The organism is Nonomuraea sp. NPDC003707 (assembly GCF_053587055.1).
Genome location: NZ_JBSFNK010000049.1, coordinates 1 through 13,835, shown reverse-complemented (window position 1 = coordinate 13,835; position 13,835 = coordinate 1). Strand labels below are relative to the sequence as shown.

Annotated in this window: 11 protein-coding genes; 5 read left to right on the top strand and 6 right to left on the bottom strand. The window is 71.9% G+C overall.

Annotated elements, in window-relative coordinates:
- Positions 1 to 2: 2 nt before the first annotated feature.
- Genes ACWDRB_RS59575 through ACWDRB_RS59560 form a run of 4 tightly spaced genes read right to left on the bottom strand, consistent with a single transcriptional unit; the run spans position 3 to position 3,973 of the window.
- Complete coding sequence (locus ACWDRB_RS59575) at positions 3 to 1,187, bottom strand: FAD-dependent monooxygenase (RefSeq protein WP_449910489.1); 1,185 nt, start codon at positions 1,185 to 1,187, stop codon at positions 3 to 5.
- A complete protein-coding gene (locus ACWDRB_RS59570; protein WP_449910487.1) occupies positions 1,184 to 2,014 on the bottom strand; it encodes an SDR family NAD(P)-dependent oxidoreductase in 831 nt (276 codons plus the stop codon). Before ACWDRB_RS59570 ends, ACWDRB_RS59575 begins: the two co-directional genes overlap by 4 nt.
- A complete protein-coding gene (locus ACWDRB_RS59565) occupies positions 2,001 to 3,434 on the bottom strand; it encodes a class I adenylate-forming enzyme family protein (protein ID WP_449910485.1) in 1,434 nt (477 codons plus the stop codon). The genes ACWDRB_RS59570 and ACWDRB_RS59565 overlap by 14 nt, the downstream gene beginning before the upstream one ends.
- A 35-nt stretch (positions 3,435 to 3,469) precedes the next feature.
- On the bottom strand, positions 3,470 to 3,973 hold the full coding sequence (locus ACWDRB_RS59560) for an EF-hand domain-containing protein (protein WP_449910483.1): 504 nt from the start codon (positions 3,971 to 3,973) through the stop codon (positions 3,470 to 3,472).
- Between the two features lie 216 nt (positions 3,974 to 4,189).
- On the opposite strand from ACWDRB_RS59560, the gene ACWDRB_RS59555 reads away from it, so the two are divergent.
- Together ACWDRB_RS59555 and ACWDRB_RS59550 are read left to right on the top strand one after the other, a co-directional pair.
- Positions 4,190 to 5,248, top strand: coding sequence for a sensor histidine kinase (locus tag ACWDRB_RS59555; RefSeq protein ID WP_449910481.1), 1,059 nt, complete (start codon positions 4,190 to 4,192; stop codon positions 5,246 to 5,248).
- The gene (locus ACWDRB_RS59550) at positions 5,245 to 5,883 is read left to right on the top strand and encodes a response regulator (RefSeq protein ID WP_449910479.1); all 639 of its coding nucleotides are present in this window, start codon (positions 5,245 to 5,247) and stop codon (positions 5,881 to 5,883) included. Before ACWDRB_RS59555 ends, ACWDRB_RS59550 begins: the two co-directional genes overlap by 4 nt.
- A 10-nt stretch (positions 5,884 to 5,893) precedes the next feature.
- On the opposite strand, the gene ACWDRB_RS59545 is transcribed toward ACWDRB_RS59550, so the two are convergent.
- Positions 5,894 to 6,712, bottom strand: a complete 819-nt coding sequence (locus ACWDRB_RS59545) for a lipase family protein (protein ID WP_449910477.1) — start codon at positions 6,710 to 6,712, stop codon at positions 5,894 to 5,896.
- Positions 6,713 to 6,911: 199 nt separating this feature from the next.
- Here ACWDRB_RS59545 and ACWDRB_RS59540 point away from each other — a divergent pair, with 199 nt between their 5' ends.
- The 3 genes from ACWDRB_RS59540 to ACWDRB_RS59530 all read left to right on the top strand — a co-directional run bounded on the left by ACWDRB_RS59540 (position 6,912) and on the right by ACWDRB_RS59530 (position 13,375).
- Positions 6,912 to 10,013, top strand: coding sequence for a hypothetical protein (locus ACWDRB_RS59540; protein WP_449910475.1), 3,102 nt, complete (start codon positions 6,912 to 6,914; stop codon positions 10,011 to 10,013).
- 3 nt (positions 10,014 to 10,016) lie between these two features.
- The gene (locus tag ACWDRB_RS59535) at positions 10,017 to 12,056 is read left to right on the top strand and encodes a hypothetical protein (protein WP_449910473.1); all 2,040 of its coding nucleotides are present in this window, start codon (positions 10,017 to 10,019) and stop codon (positions 12,054 to 12,056) included.
- Between the two features lie 68 nt (positions 12,057 to 12,124).
- On the top strand, positions 12,125 to 13,375 hold the full coding sequence (locus ACWDRB_RS59530; protein ID WP_449910471.1) for an aldehyde dehydrogenase family protein: 1,251 nt from the start codon (positions 12,125 to 12,127) through the stop codon (positions 13,373 to 13,375).
- Here the strand turns inward: ACWDRB_RS59530 and ACWDRB_RS59525 are convergent.
- The coding region (locus ACWDRB_RS59525; RefSeq protein ID WP_449910469.1) for an alpha/beta fold hydrolase at positions 13,365 to 13,835 on the bottom strand (471 nt) is incomplete at its 5' end. The genes ACWDRB_RS59530 and ACWDRB_RS59525 overlap by 11 nt on opposite strands.

Below are 13,835 nucleotides of genomic sequence, written 5' to 3'. Positions count from 1 at the left end.
GTTCAGTAGAGGCTGCCGGGGATCCCGGCGTCGCGCGGTCCGAAAGGTTTGCTGTCGAGCCAGGTCCCGGCGCGGGGCAGCACCCGGGCGGCGAGGGCGGCGGCCCGCTGCGCGGCCTGGCGGTGCGGGCCGGCGGCGGTCAGGTGGGCCAGCGCCTTGCCCGCGGCCGCGCGGTTGCGCTGGGCGGCGGCCCGCCGCACCCGGTCGTACTCGGCGAGTGCGCCGAGGGCGGCCTCAGGGCCGATGCCGGCTTCGACGATCGCGTCGACGGCGGCGGCCGCGTCGGCGACGCCGGAGTTGAGCCCGCGCGCGCCGAAGGGCGCGTACAGGTGCGCGGCCTCCCCGGCCAGCAGGACCCGGCCCTTGGTGAAGGTCTCCGCGACCGCCTGGCGGAACAGGTAGTGGGAGGACCAGGTGACCTCGCAGGCGTGGCCGGACGGCAGCAGGGGCCGGAGCCAGGCGCAGGGGTCGGCGGCGAGCGCCGCGGGATCGTCACGGGCGCGGCACTGCAGGTCCACGCGGTGGCCGCCGGTGAAGGGGATGATGAGCACGTTGCGGCCCGCGGCCCGCGGATGGCGGTAGTGGAAGATCCGCTCGGCGGGCAGCGGCCGGTCGGGATCGTCGGCGACGTCCGCGACGACGAACGCGTTGCCGCCGGCGTCGCCGTCCATCAGGATGCCCAGCCGGCGCCGCACGATCGATCCGGCCCCGTCCGCCGCGACGACGAACGCGGAGTGCCACTGCCTGCCGTCGGCCGCGCGGATCAGGACGGAGGTGTCCAGGAGGGTCACGTCTTCGGCCGGCGCGCCCCAGGAGAAGCTGACGCCGGCCCGCACGGCCGCCTCGCGGAGCAGCTCTTCCACTCTGGGCTGCGGGAGGCTGACGAACGGCGCGAGCCTGGGATGCACCGGTTCGTAGCGGCGGTGATGGACCCTTCGCCCGGCCCAGTACGTCCGGCGTCCCGGCCACACCAGGCCCTCCCTCACCAGGTGGTCGGCGAGGACGGGCGAGGCCGTCGCGAGGGTCTGGATCGTCTGCCGGTGCAGGAAGATCGCCCGGCTGCCGGGCTTGGGCGCGGTTTCGGGCAGCCGTTCCAGCACGTGGGCGGGCAGTCCCCGGGCGCGCGCCAGCAGGGCGGCCGACAGCCCCACCGGGCCAGCGCCCACGATGAGCGGTCCGTCGATCATGACATTGCCCCCTCGGGCGGACGTACCCTGCTCAGCGCGGCCCGCGCACGTGCGGGCATGGCCACCGCGAAGCCTCCGTCGACGGGTATGTCGGCCCCGGTGACGAAGGAGGCCGCCGGCGAGGCCAGCCACGTCACCACGGTCGCGACCTCGTCCGGGCTCGCCCAGCGGCCCAGCGGCACCAGGTCCAGGGCCGACTCCGACAGCGCGGGGTCGGCGACGTAGGCGCGGTTGACCGCGGTGTCGATCCACGCCGGGCTGACCGCGTTCACCCGCACCCCCTGGGGCCCGAGCTCGCCCGCGAGGGCCTGGGTGAGGTGCCGCAGGCCGGCCTTGGCCGCTCCGTAGGCGGCGATCTCGGGCCAGGGCCGGGCCACCGCGATCGACCCGATGTTGACGATGACCCCCTGGCCCCGTTCGGCCATCGCCGGCGCCAGCCGCCGGACGAAACGGAAGGCGCTGGTGAGATTGAGGTTGTGCACCCGCTCCCAGCCGTCGTCGCGGACGTCCAGCACCGACGCCTGGAAGACGGGCCCGCCCGCGTTGTTCACCAGGATGTCCACCGTGCCGAGCCGTTCCTCGACGGCGGCGCACGAGGTCTCGATCTGGGCCGCGTCGGTGACGTCGCACTCGGCCACCACGGCCCGGCGGCCGTGTGACCGTACGGCCGCGGCGACCCCTTCAAGGTCCTGGCGAGAGCGCCCCAGCACGGCCACGTCCGCGCCCGCGGCGGCGAACATCCGGGCGACGGCCGCGCCGATGCCCCGCGAGGCCCCGGTGACGAGCGCGGTACGGCCGTGCAGCCGGAGCCGGTCATTCAGCGACATGCGGATGTCCTCCGGAGGTCGTCAAGGTCAGGGCACGCTTGTCGACCTTGCCGTTCGCGGTGAGCGGCAGGCCGGGGACGAGGACCACCCGGCGCGGCAGCTTGTGGGCGGCCAGCAGTGCCCGGCAGTGCCGGATGATCTCTTCGGAGGCGGGGGCGGCCCCGTGCTCCGCCACCACCCACGCGCACGGGATCTCGCCCAGGACCGGATCGGGCACCCCGGCGACCGCGACGTCACGAACCGCCGGATGCCCGCGGATGGCACGTTCCAGCTCGGCGGGGAACACCGAGTAGCCGCCGCACAGGACGACGTCCTTGATCCGGTCGACGATCCGGACGCGCCCGTCGGCGGCGATGACGCCGACGTCGCCGGTCCGCAGCCACCCGTCCACGCCGATCGCCGCGGCGGTCTGCCGGGGCGCGTTCCAGTAGCCGGGGGTGACGATCGGGCCGTGCACCTGGAGTTCGCCCTGCACGCCGGGCGGCGCCACGTGCCCGCCCGCCTCCACCCGCAGCCGGACGCCGGGCAGCGCCGTTCCGGCGGTGCCGTGGCGGCCGGCCAGCTCCGGCGCGGCCAGCGTGGCCATGCCGCCCAGCTCCGTCATCCCCCATCCCTCCACGTACGGGGCGCCGGTGCGGTCCTCCCAGGCCATGGCCAGCTCCTCCCCCGCGCATTGGCCGGCCGAAAGGCCGCACCGCAGCGAGCGGGGCATCCGTCCCGCCGGCTCGGACAGCAGCCGCCGGTACATCGTCGGCACGCCCGCCACCACCGTCGCCGCGTGCCGGGCCGACCGCTCCAGCATCGTCTCCATGTCGAAGCGCTCCAGCAGGATCAGGCCCGCGCCGCTGCCCAGCGCCGCGTTCATGACGTTCGTCCCATAGGTGTGCGCCAGCGGCAGCGCCGTCAGCACCCGATCCCGCGGCCCGAGGCGCAGGCGTGCCGCCAGGTTGTCGCCACCCGCGCGAACCGCCCGCCGCGTCTGGATCACCCCCTTGGGCGACCCCGTCGTCCCCGAGGTGTAGGCCAGGCATGCGGCACCGGCCGGCGCCGCATGCCTGGGCCCGCGCTCCGGTGCCATCCAGTCCCGGGGGATCGCGCCGTCCGGGCAGAGCAGCACCTGGTCTGCATACATATCCGCCAGCGCCTCGGCCCGGTCGGCGGACACGAACAGCGCGCGCATCCCGCAGTCGCGGACCACATGGGTGATCTCCGCGACGGCCGACGCCGCGTTGAGCGGCACGCAGCACGCCTGGAGCCGGGCCAGCGCCAGGTAGGTCACCACCCACTCGCAGCCGTTGGGCAGGCACAGCCCGACGAGATCGCCTCGTCCGATCCCGCAGGCCGCGAGCCTGGCCGCCCGTCCGTCCGCCAGCGCGGTCAACTCGGCACGGCTCACCGTACGATCGCTGCACACCAGCATGAGAGCGCGGTCCTGTCTCTACCGGGATCGGCTCGTCAGATCAGGTCGTCGGCGCTGGTGTAGAACTTCCGCAGGAACTCGGCGAAACTGCCCGTACTCACCTGGCCGGTCCCGCCGCCGTCCAGGTCGTCGAAGAGCTTCGTCGAGTACGTCAGCGGGAATCCCCCGGCGCTGTGGAGGCCGAGGAAGTGGTCGCGCTCGATGAGGCCGTCGTCGTCCAGGTCGCAGACGGTGGACACCGCCGCCGCGTACGCCTCGCCGTGCTCGTCGAACCAGGAGTCGGCGTGGGAGAACGCGCGATATTCCTCGAAGGTCACCTGCCCGTCCTGGTTACGGTCGGCGGCTTCGGCCAGCCCTTCCCAGAAGAGCCGGCACCCTTCGGAAAGCGCCTCGGCCTTGGGGGAGCCGGCGGGCACGCCCAGCACGCGGCAGACGCGCGAGGCGAAGAGCTCGAAGTCGGCGGAGGTCAGCGTGGTGCTGCCGTTGACGTCGAGGAGGTCGAAGCGCATCCGCAGGCGGTCCGTGGCGGAAAGGGACATGGGGGTTCTCCCTTCGGTTCGTGATCCCGGTGATCACGTGATCGACTGGTCTGCCGGTCTGCCCCGACGTGGCGCCGCGACAGGTGAGGGATGGGAACCGTCGACTGGGGGTCGACAACCCTGCAACTACCCTAAGCCACGATCACACAACCCTGTGTAGCAGATCGAGGTTGGCGGCGAAGTTGACGACGGTGGCGATGAGTAAGGTGAGGACTCATGTCGAGGTATGCGCTTGTCGCCGCCGTCGTGGCCGCGGACACGGCGCTGTTGTGGCTGGACGGGACGCAGGGGCTGCCGCTGGCCGCGTACGCCGCGGCGTACGTGCTCACCATGGCGGCGGCGGACCGCCTGCCGTTCGCGTCCTTCCTCGCGGCGCTGGCGCTGGCGGTGCTCACGGGCGCGTCGCTGGCCCTGCTCGCCTGCACCGGTTTCCAGGCCGGGCAGCGCATCTCCACCCGCCGGGACGTCGTCGTGACGGCCGGCGCCTTCACCGCGTACGTGTGCGTGCTCCTGTTGGTCGAGGAGCGCTCCCCCGCCGACCAGGATCCGTGGATCACCCTGGCCCGCGTCGCCCTGCTGACCGCGCTGCCGCTGCTGGCCGGCCGGTACGTGGCCCAGGAGCGCGAGCACCTGCGCCGGGAGAAGGCCCTCGTCGCCGAGCAGGAACGGCTCCGCGAACGGCTGCGCATCGCCCACGACATGCACGACTCGCTCGGTCACCTGCTCAGCCTGGTCTCCGTGCAGGCCGCCGCGCTGGAGGTGGGCCAGTTGCCCACGGAGCAGCGGCGGGCGGTGCGCGGCCTGGCCGACACCGCACGCGCCGCCGCGGCCGAGCTGCACGAGGTGGTCAACGCGCTGCGCGGCCATGACGTCCTCGGCCTGGAGGAGATCGAGGGCCTCGTCGCACGGTCCCGGGCGGCGGGCGCGTCGGTGGCGTTCGAGACGTCCGGCGAGGCCGTCCCGCTCATCGACCCGAGGGCCGCCCACGCCGCCTACCGGGTCGTCCAGGAAGGGCTGACCAACGCGGTCAAGCACGCGTCCGGCATGCCGATCACCGTGTCGCTCGACTGGCAGCCCGACGCCCTCCTGATCTCGGTGGCGAACCCGGCACCCCACCGTCGGCCCGCTGCGGGCGGCGGCGGGAGCGGCCTGCGCGGGCTGACCGAACGCGTCGCCGCGGCCGGGGGCCTGCTGCGCGTCCACGCGGAGCCGCGCGAGTTCCGGCTCGTGGCGATGCTCCCGCTGGTGCCGGCCCTCGCGGGGGCCGCCGCGTGATCAGGACGCTGATCGCCGACGACGAGCCCCTCATCACCGCCGGGATCCGTACCGTCCTGGAATCGGCCGGGGACATCGAGGTGGTGGCCGTCGCGGGAGACGGACGCGAGGCGGTGCGGGCCGCCCACCGGCACCGCGTCGACGTCGCGCTCCTGGACATCGCGATGCCGGTGCTGGACGGCCTGGCCGCGGCGGCCGAGCTGACGGGGCCGCGCGTGGTGCTCCTCACCGCCTTCGGCGACGAGGCCAACGTACGGCGGGCGGTGCGGCAGGGAGTGGCCGGCTTCGTCCTGAAGACGTGCACCCCGGACGAGCTGATCCGGGCGGTCCGCGCCGCTCATGCCGGGCATGCGTACCTGTCGCCGGCCGTGGCGCGCCAGGTGCTCGACATGGCGGCGCCGGGCGCCGGCGAGCGCGAACGCGACGCCGCCGGCCGGCTGGCCGCGCTCACGGCGCGCGAGGCCGACGTCCTCGCCCTGGTGGCGCAGGGCCTGTCCAACGCCGAGGTCGCCCGGCACGTCCACATGACCGAGGCCAGCGTGAAGACCTACGTCAGCCGCATCCTCGCCAAACTGAACTGCGCCAACCGGGTGCAGGCGGCCCTGCTGCTACGCGATGCGCAGCCGCCCGGCTGAGGATCGGGGCTCAGCGTAGGTTGGCGTCGAAGTTCGCCAGGTAGGCGTTGATGAAGTGGTCGCGGACGCCGTCGCCGCCGGGCGCCAGGAGGTCTGCGGTGCGGCCCTTCAGCCGGTCGGCCAGCCCCGCCGCCAGGGGCGTCTTCTCCCGCAGCTTGCCCTTGGCGTCGAAGTGGCGTTCCTCGGCCACGTGCTGGAACAGCGGCGGGGGCGGGAGCTGGGCGACGACGTCGTTGTTGTTGACGAAGCGGAACATCCGGCCCCGGAACGCCTTGTCGTAGGCGGCGGCCAGCAGCGGGCAGCAGGTGCGGGGCTGGCCGAAGGTGTAGACGCCGTCGGCGAGCAGGCTCGGGTCCTCGAAGTAGGTACGCGCCGCCGCCAGCATGGCCAGGGCGCCGCCCAGGCTGTGCCCGGTGAACCAGAGCGACTGCCCGTCGGCGCGCCAGTTCTCCAGCGTGTCCAGCATGCCGGAATGCACGACGTCCAGGGCGCGGTAGAAGCCGGAGTGGATCAGGCCGGTCCCGGCGGCGTACGGCGTCAGCAGCGTGCCGGCGTCCGACAGCCAGTCACGCAGTTCCTCGGGCTGGGTGCCGCGGAACGCCACGACCATCATGCGGTCGTTGGCCGCGATGTAGGCCTGCGTGTCCACCAGCGGGAACGGCGGGGTGTGCGGCACGCGGAAAGAGGTGACCCGGTCGAAACCCCAGTCGTTCGCCGTGGCCCTGACCCGTTCCTCGTCCTTGTAGGCCAGCTCGGCGGCGTAGGCCAGGCAGCGCGCCTGCGCCAGGCTGTAGCCGGTGGCCCTGTGATCGAAGCTGATCATGGTCATGTGTCCCCCTCGCCGCTGGTGGGGGGAGGTGTCAGCTCACATCTATCACGCGGTGTCGGACGGGTTTGCGGTGCCACGCCCGATCCGGCCCACCCCTCCTGTCCCCGGCCGGAACGGCATGGAACGCCTCAGTCAGCACAGGCGAGACGCCGCACGGACGCGGCGCCTCGAAACACGGGGGCGGAGGAAAAACAAGCCCATGGAAAATCTCTTCCGATTGATGCTCACCCGGCCGGCCGTGGCCCAGGACCCGGAGACTCCCAGCGTCCCGCTGGCCCAGGACACGCCGTTCCAGGAGGCGCTGCGCGAGGCCGTCGGGGCGGCCCAGCGGCGTACCGCCGTCGAAGCGGCCGCCACCGCGTATGTGGCGGGGCCGGAGTTCATCGGCGACCCGGCGGACACCCCGCTGGGCGCCGAGCTCGACCAGCTCGCCGGACGCCTCGACGAGATGGAGGACGTCGACGTGTCCGCCTCACCGGAGATGGTGCGGCAGGCGATCGACGACGTGTTCGGGATGAGCCCGAACCAGGTGACCGGCCTGGAGGACTTCCAGAACGCGGTCAGGAGGCTCAAGGACAGCCTCGTGGCGATCAAGGTGCTGCAGGAGGAGCACGCGCGGCCCATCGAGCAGCTCGCCCGCCAGCTTCGTACGGCCGAGGTCATCGTGCGCCACGCCGACGACGACAAGTTCCCCAAGGACCTGCAGGAGCTGCGGCGCTGGCGGCGGCGCTCGCTCCGCCTGCCGTTCGACCTCGGCCTGACCTCCAGGCTGTCGACCCGCGAGGCCGAGGAGTCGGTACGGGGCCGGCGCGAGGAGGCGGTGGCCGCGCGCCGTCAGGAGGTCGACGACCTGCTGGCCCGGCACGCGGACCTGCGGACGGCGCTGGGCGAGCTGGCCCAGCTGAACGCCGAGCACTTCCACGTCACGTCCCAGACGACCAGCGCCCTCGTGCAGCCGCCGGACCAGGTACGGCTGACGAACGTGGCCACCGCGCTGAGCGCCTTCCACGGCAACCTGCGCGAGCGGGTGGCCCCGACCCCGATCATCGGCGAGGCGGCGGAGACGGGCACGGACACGCCGGAGACCTCCGACGTGGTCAGCGCGCCGGTGGCGCAGTCCCTGCTGCAGACGCCCGCTCCCGTGCTGCGCGGCCGCACGGAGTTCCGGCCGACCCCGACGCCCGAGGTCGGGTTCGTGCTCCTGCCGACGGCCGGCGGGCAGCTGTCCGAGGCCACCCGCACGGTGCTCACCGAACGCGGCCTCGACCTGACCGCCGTGCCGCTCGACCGGCTCAGCAACCGCCTCGAAGCCGACCTGGCGGCGACGGTGAACCAGCTGGAGGCGGTCGCGGGACATCCGGTGCGGCAGTCGTTCCTACGCGTCGGCGAGGCGCTCGTGACCGTGCAGACCCCCGTCACGACCGGCTGGGGAACTCTCGGGACCGGCGGCACCGTCCCGCTGCCGCCGATCCCGCTGGACGGCCGCGTCCCGCACACGAAGGGCGAGGTCGCCCCGGCCGGCATCGCCGACCTGCTCGTGATCAAGCAGCAGCTGACGGGGTACGAGTCGGCCGACGTCGCGCACATCGAGAACGTGCTGCGCGGCGAGCACAAGGTGCGCGACCACAGCCGCCGCGACACCACCGAGCTGATCACGATCAACGAGCAGGAGACCAACACCAGCGAGGACCGGGACCTGCAGACCACCGACCGCTTCGAGATGACCAGGGAGACCGAGCAGACGGTCAAGGAGGACGTCGCGCTCAAGGCCGGGCTGAACATCTCCGGCAGGTACGGCCCGGTCGTGGAGTTCTCCGCCAGCGCCGAGGGCTCCATCGCGCGCAGCAAGCAGGAGGCCACCCGGTCGGCCGCCACGTTCTCGCAGGACGTCACCGAACGGACCTCACGCAAGATCGCCGAAAGGGTGCTGACCCGTACCCAGCTGACCACCACGACCGAGACCATCGAGAAGAACACCCACGAGCTGGACAACACCCGCAGCTCCCAGAACGTCTCGGGCGTCTACCAGTGGGTCAACAAGGTCTACCAGGCCCAGATGTTCAACTACGGGCTGCGGGCGATGTTCGACTTCATGGTGCCCGAGCCCGCCGCCTTCCTCATCGCGGCCATGCAGCAGACCAACGCCGCCGCCCGCAACCTGATCAAGCCGCCGGACTTCCCGCTCAACCCCGGCCAGATCACCGAGAGCAACTACCAGTACTGGGTCAAGCAGACCGGCGCGACCGACGTCGCGCCGCCGCCCGAGCTGTTCAAGACCAAGTCGCTGGACTTCAAGGCCGGCGGCGGCGACAGCGACACCAACTACAACCACTCGGGCCAGATCAGCATCGACGAGGGCTACCGGGCCGTGTACGCCAGCGTGGGCGTCGTGCGCAACATCTGGGAGAGCGACAACTCCGTGGACGTCGTGGTCGGGCGGCGTACGCACCGGATGCCCGACGGCAACTGGCTGTGGACCACCGCGCTGGACGACGAACGCGACTCGGTCGCCGTGGGCATCGACACCTTCCACCTCTCGCAGGTCGCGGTGGCCGTCGAGGTCAAGTGCCAGCGCACCGACCGGGCCATGGACAAGTGGCGGCTGGAGACCCACGCCAAGCTGGAGACGGCGCACAAGGCGGCCGTGGCCGACTACGAGGAGAAACTGGCGGCGCTGCAGCTGCGGGCAGGCGTGGACATCCAGGGCCGCAACCCGGCCGCCAATCTCGCCCTCATGCAGACGGAGCTGAAGAAGAACTGCGTCAGCATCCTGACCGACCAGCACTACGACCTGTTCGACTCCATCGAGATCTCCCCCGCCAACGGGCTCCCGGAGATCAACGTGTTCGAGGCCGCCGGCGAGGGCCCGTACGTGCGCTTCTTCGAGCAGGCCTTCGAGTGGGAGCACATGACGTTCGTGACCTACCCCTACTTCTGGGGACGCAAGGACCAGTGGGAGGAGCGGCTCGGGTTCGACGACCCGGATCCGGCGTTCGCCGACTTCCTCCGCGCCGGGTTCTGCCGGGTCTCGGTGCCGGCCCGGCCGGGCTTCGAGGGCGCCATCGACCACTTCCTCACCTTCGGCGAGATCTGGAACGGCGGCCCGCTGCCGACCATCTCCAACCCCCTGTACCTGCCCATCGCCGACGAGATCGCCGAGCGTCTCGACCGGCCGGGCACCGAGGTCCCGCAGGGGGACCCGTGGCTGGTGCGGGTGCCGACCTCGCTGCTGAAGCTGCGCCAGGACGACCAGCTGCCCCGCTGGGAGCAGGACTCCGACGGGGAGTGGGTCGAGGTCTAGGACATGGCAGATCCCGTCGTGCCGGCCGTCCTGGCCGGCCCCCTGCTCACCGGGTACGTCGAGCCGGGAAAGGGGCGCGGCGTCCTGACCTTCCACGCCGACGTCGCCGACCCGGTCCGCGGCGCCACCTTGGAGATCACGCTCACCGCGCCGCCCTGGAACCAGACCGGCCACCAGCCCTTCACCTGGCGATACCTGCCGCCCGCCGGGGAACGGACCTTCCCCGTCATCTGGCTCGCGCTCGCCCGGCAGGTCACCGTGACCACCAGACGCATGGGCGGCACGGCCGCCGACCTCCTGGGGGTGCTCGGCCCGCGCTCTCCCCTGGTCGAGATCGTGCGCCCCCAGGACGACGACCTGATCCCCCAGCCCGACCAGTCCGTCATCGAGCTGTGGCGGCTGCTCCCCCAGCCGTTCACGGTCGGCCCCTTCGCCGACGACGAGGCCGGCCGCCGGGGCGACTTCTTCGCCCAGGCGATCACGGTCAACGTGACGACGAAACCGCTCGGCGTGGTCATCAGGAACGTGCTCAACGGCTACGTGGTCACCATCGACATCGACAACCGGCAGGCCGGCAGACCGGCGGCCTTCGTCTACGACATCGTCGTCCATTCGCACGAGGACGAGGACAACATCTTCGGCGACCGCGTCGTCGTGCGCGTCGTGCACACCCACAACGTGATCGTGCACGCGGCGGCCTCGCCGGACATGGCCGGGTTCATCGATGTGCAGACCCTGCGGCTGGACGACTCGTTCATCCCGCGCTTCCCGCCGCAGGGAACCGTGCTCGACAACACCACCTTCCAGCCCAAGGAGGTCGAGGTCCACTTCGCCCCGGAACACCAGGGGCTCATCTTCCTCTTCGAGCTGGCCATCCAGTTCGTCCCGTACATCAACGTCCTGTACGACCTGTCGCAGATCGCCTTCCAGCTCGCGACCGGCAAGGACTTCTGGGGCAACGAGGTGACCGGCACGCAGATCCTCGCGTACGGCGTGCTGTCGGCTCTGCCCTTCGCCAAGGCGCTGCCCCGCGCGGTCCTACAGTCCGTACGAACCGAGCTCAAAGCGACCAAGCTCGCCAAGGTGCTCGAAGAAGACGTGATCAGCGAAGTCGGGCGCGTCGCCGAACGCGAGTTCCTCGAGGCCGTCGGGAGCATCGACGTCAAAGGCGCGACCGACCTCGCCCGGACGCTCACCCGCTTCGCGGCGGGCAAGCTCTCGATGGATCAGGTGCTCAGGCGCTTCCACGACCTCGTCGGCAACGCCTACCTGCGAGAGCTCGACCGGCGCATCGTGGAACGGCTCCTGACCAGCAACTTCAAGACCTTCCGCAACCCCCGCCTGGCGGCCGGCTTCAACGCCTTCACCAACAGGAAACTGTCCCGGGGAATCGCGCAGAGCCTCGACCCGGTCTCGTGGGCGCTCAGCCAGCGAGGCAAGTCCCGCTTCATCAAAGAACTGGAGAGCGAACTCGGCACCGACTGGGCCGAAACACTCAAACGAGCCAAGCAGACCGACAGCCGGCTGCGCCAGCTCAGCGCCGCCGACATCGCACACTACGACCGGCTCGCCGGACGCGTCGAGGACTACCGGACCCTGGCCAAGCTCAACCGCGGCCGGGGCGACCTGTACGAGGTGGACCACATCCTCGAACAGCGCTTCTGGCGCAACGATCCGCGCGTGCAGACCGCGTTCAACGAAAAGGGCGAGGGCATGGCCATGGTCATTCCCAAGAACCCGGCGATCGCCGCCAAGATGCCCGGCAACGCCATCGCCTATGTCCACTCCCTCAAGACCCGCCTGCTCACCGAGCTGATCCCGAACGGACGGGAGGCGGAGTTCACCGTCCAGCAGATCTTCGACGCCCACATGTGGGTGCTGGAGTCGTTGCGGGTCGACCGCTCCGTGACGGTGGGCGATCGCCTCCTCGGCGACTTCCGCCTCCTGGCCAGGTCCCGGGGAGAACGGCTCGAACTCCGCATGCCCACCGCCGCGACCTTCACCCGGCAGGGCGGGTGGCCGGTGCTCGTAGGCGTTCAATAAGGGAATTGTTGAACAATGCTACGATCGACTCCACCTCGCCCCCGCGCCCCACCGGCGAAAGGACGCCCTTGACCAGCTCCACCGACAACGCGGTGCGCACCTGCGCGATCCGGGCCCGACAGAGCTCCCCGGCTCTCGAACGCGCGACGGACGCCGACATCGACACCGCGCTACGCGGCATGGCCGAGCGGCTGCGCACCGCACGGGGCACCCTCGTCTCCGCCAACGAGGAGGATCTCGCCGCAGCCGTCTCCGCCGGAATGTCACCCGCCCTCCAGGACCGCCTGCGCCTCACCGGCGCACGGCTGGACGGCATGGCGGCGGAACTCCGCACCCTGGCGGACGTGCCGCACGAGCCCCGCGACAAGGTCCTCGAGGAACGTCCGGACCACCTGACCCTGCTCGAACGCCGCCGGCCCGTCGGGGTGATCGGCGCGAACTTCGAGGCGCGTCCCAACGTCACCCTCGACATCGCCTCGCAGTTCCTCAAATCACGCAACGCGGGCGTCCTGCGGACCGGCTCGGCCGCGTTGCGCTCGTCCCGGGCCATCGTGGAGCACGTGATCGCGCCGGCCCTCGCCGACGCCGGCCTCGACCCGGACGCCGTCCAGCTGGTGCCGAGCGAGGACCGCTCGGCGGCGTACGCGCTGGTGTCGCTGCCCGAGCTCATCCCGCTGGTCATCCTGCGCGGCAGCGGCGACAGCACCCGCGACCTCGGCCGCGAGGCCGCCAGGCACGGCGTGCGCACCCTCGCGCACGCCGACGGCGGCGGCGTCCTCTACATCCACGCGGCCGCCGACGACGACACCGTCCACCGGCTCATCGCCGGCAGCCTCGACCGGCTGGGCGTGTGCAACCGGCTCAACCTGCTGCTCATCGACCGGTCCTGCTACGACGAGCGGCTGCCCGGCGTCCTCGAGGCCCTGGACCGCCTGGGCATCGGCGCGTCCCTGCCCCCGCACGCCCACCCGCGCGGGTACGAGTGGTCGCTCGACCCGGAGCGCGCGGCCACCGTGACCGTCGACGCCGCCGACGGCCCGCTGCACGCGGCCCGGATCGCCAACGAGGAGACCTCCGGGCTGGCGGCCGCCGTCGCGACCGAGGATCCGGCGGCCGCCGCGGAGTTCATCGACGCCTACGCCGGCTCCGGGGTGTTCTGGAACTCCACCACCCGGCTCCTCGACGGCTTCAAGCTGCTGCGGCTGCCGGAGACCGGCATCAACATCGACCGGGTGCCCGGCCCGCGCGGCCCGGTGAGCTTCCGGGACCTGTACCTGCGGCAGTACGTGGTCGTGCCGAGCGGGCGGCTCACGTCCTGACTTCGGAGGTGTGCGCGAGGATGGCGGCCGCCAACTCCTCGTGCACCTCCGGCGGCAGTGTGTGCCCCATACCCTCCACCATCATCAACCGCGCCCCCGGGATCCCCTCGGCGATGATCGCACCATGACCCGGCTTGGCCGGCTCATGAGTGCCCTCGATGACCAGCGTGGGCGCTTTCACCCGATCCAGCACGCCCACCGGCTCGAAGTCCGGCTGAGCCATCGCAGCCAGGCGATGGTTCACCACCGCATCCAGATCCCGGGCCCGGTCACAGATGCGCTCCTGCAGCCGACGGGCGGCATCCTCGTCGAACGGCAACCCCGTACCATGCAACACCCGCTGCTCGGCGATCATCGCCTCGATCCGCTCACGCCGATCAGCCGGCGGCGGACTCGCCATCAGCCCCTGGTAGTGGGCCACGAACTCGGGCGCCGGCTCCGGCAGGCTCCCCTCCGGCTG

Bases quoted from the DNA above. Each gene is read 5' to 3' on its own strand.
- ACWDRB_RS59575 (WP_449910489.1), bottom strand. From the start codon at position 1,187: ATGATCGACGGACCGCTCATCGTGGGCGCTGGCCCGGTGGGGCTGTCG.
- ACWDRB_RS59570 (WP_449910487.1), bottom strand. From the start codon at position 2,014: ATGTCGCTGAATGACCGGCTCCGGCTGCACGGCCGTACCGCGCTCGTC.
- ACWDRB_RS59565 (WP_449910485.1), bottom strand. From the start codon at position 3,434: ATGCTGGTGTGCAGCGATCGTACGGTGAGCCGTGCCGAGTTGACCGCG.
- ACWDRB_RS59560 (WP_449910483.1), bottom strand. From the start codon at position 3,973: ATGTCCCTTTCCGCCACGGACCGCCTGCGGATGCGCTTCGACCTCCTC.
- ACWDRB_RS59555 (WP_449910481.1), top strand. From the start codon at position 4,190: ATGTCGAGGTATGCGCTTGTCGCCGCCGTCGTGGCCGCGGACACGGCG.
- ACWDRB_RS59545 (WP_449910477.1), bottom strand. From the start codon at position 6,712: ATGACCATGATCAGCTTCGATCACAGGGCCACCGGCTACAGCCTGGCG.
- ACWDRB_RS59540 (WP_449910475.1), top strand. From the start codon at position 6,912: ATGGAAAATCTCTTCCGATTGATGCTCACCCGGCCGGCCGTGGCCCAG.
- ACWDRB_RS59535 (WP_449910473.1), top strand. From the start codon at position 10,017: ATGGCAGATCCCGTCGTGCCGGCCGTCCTGGCCGGCCCCCTGCTCACC.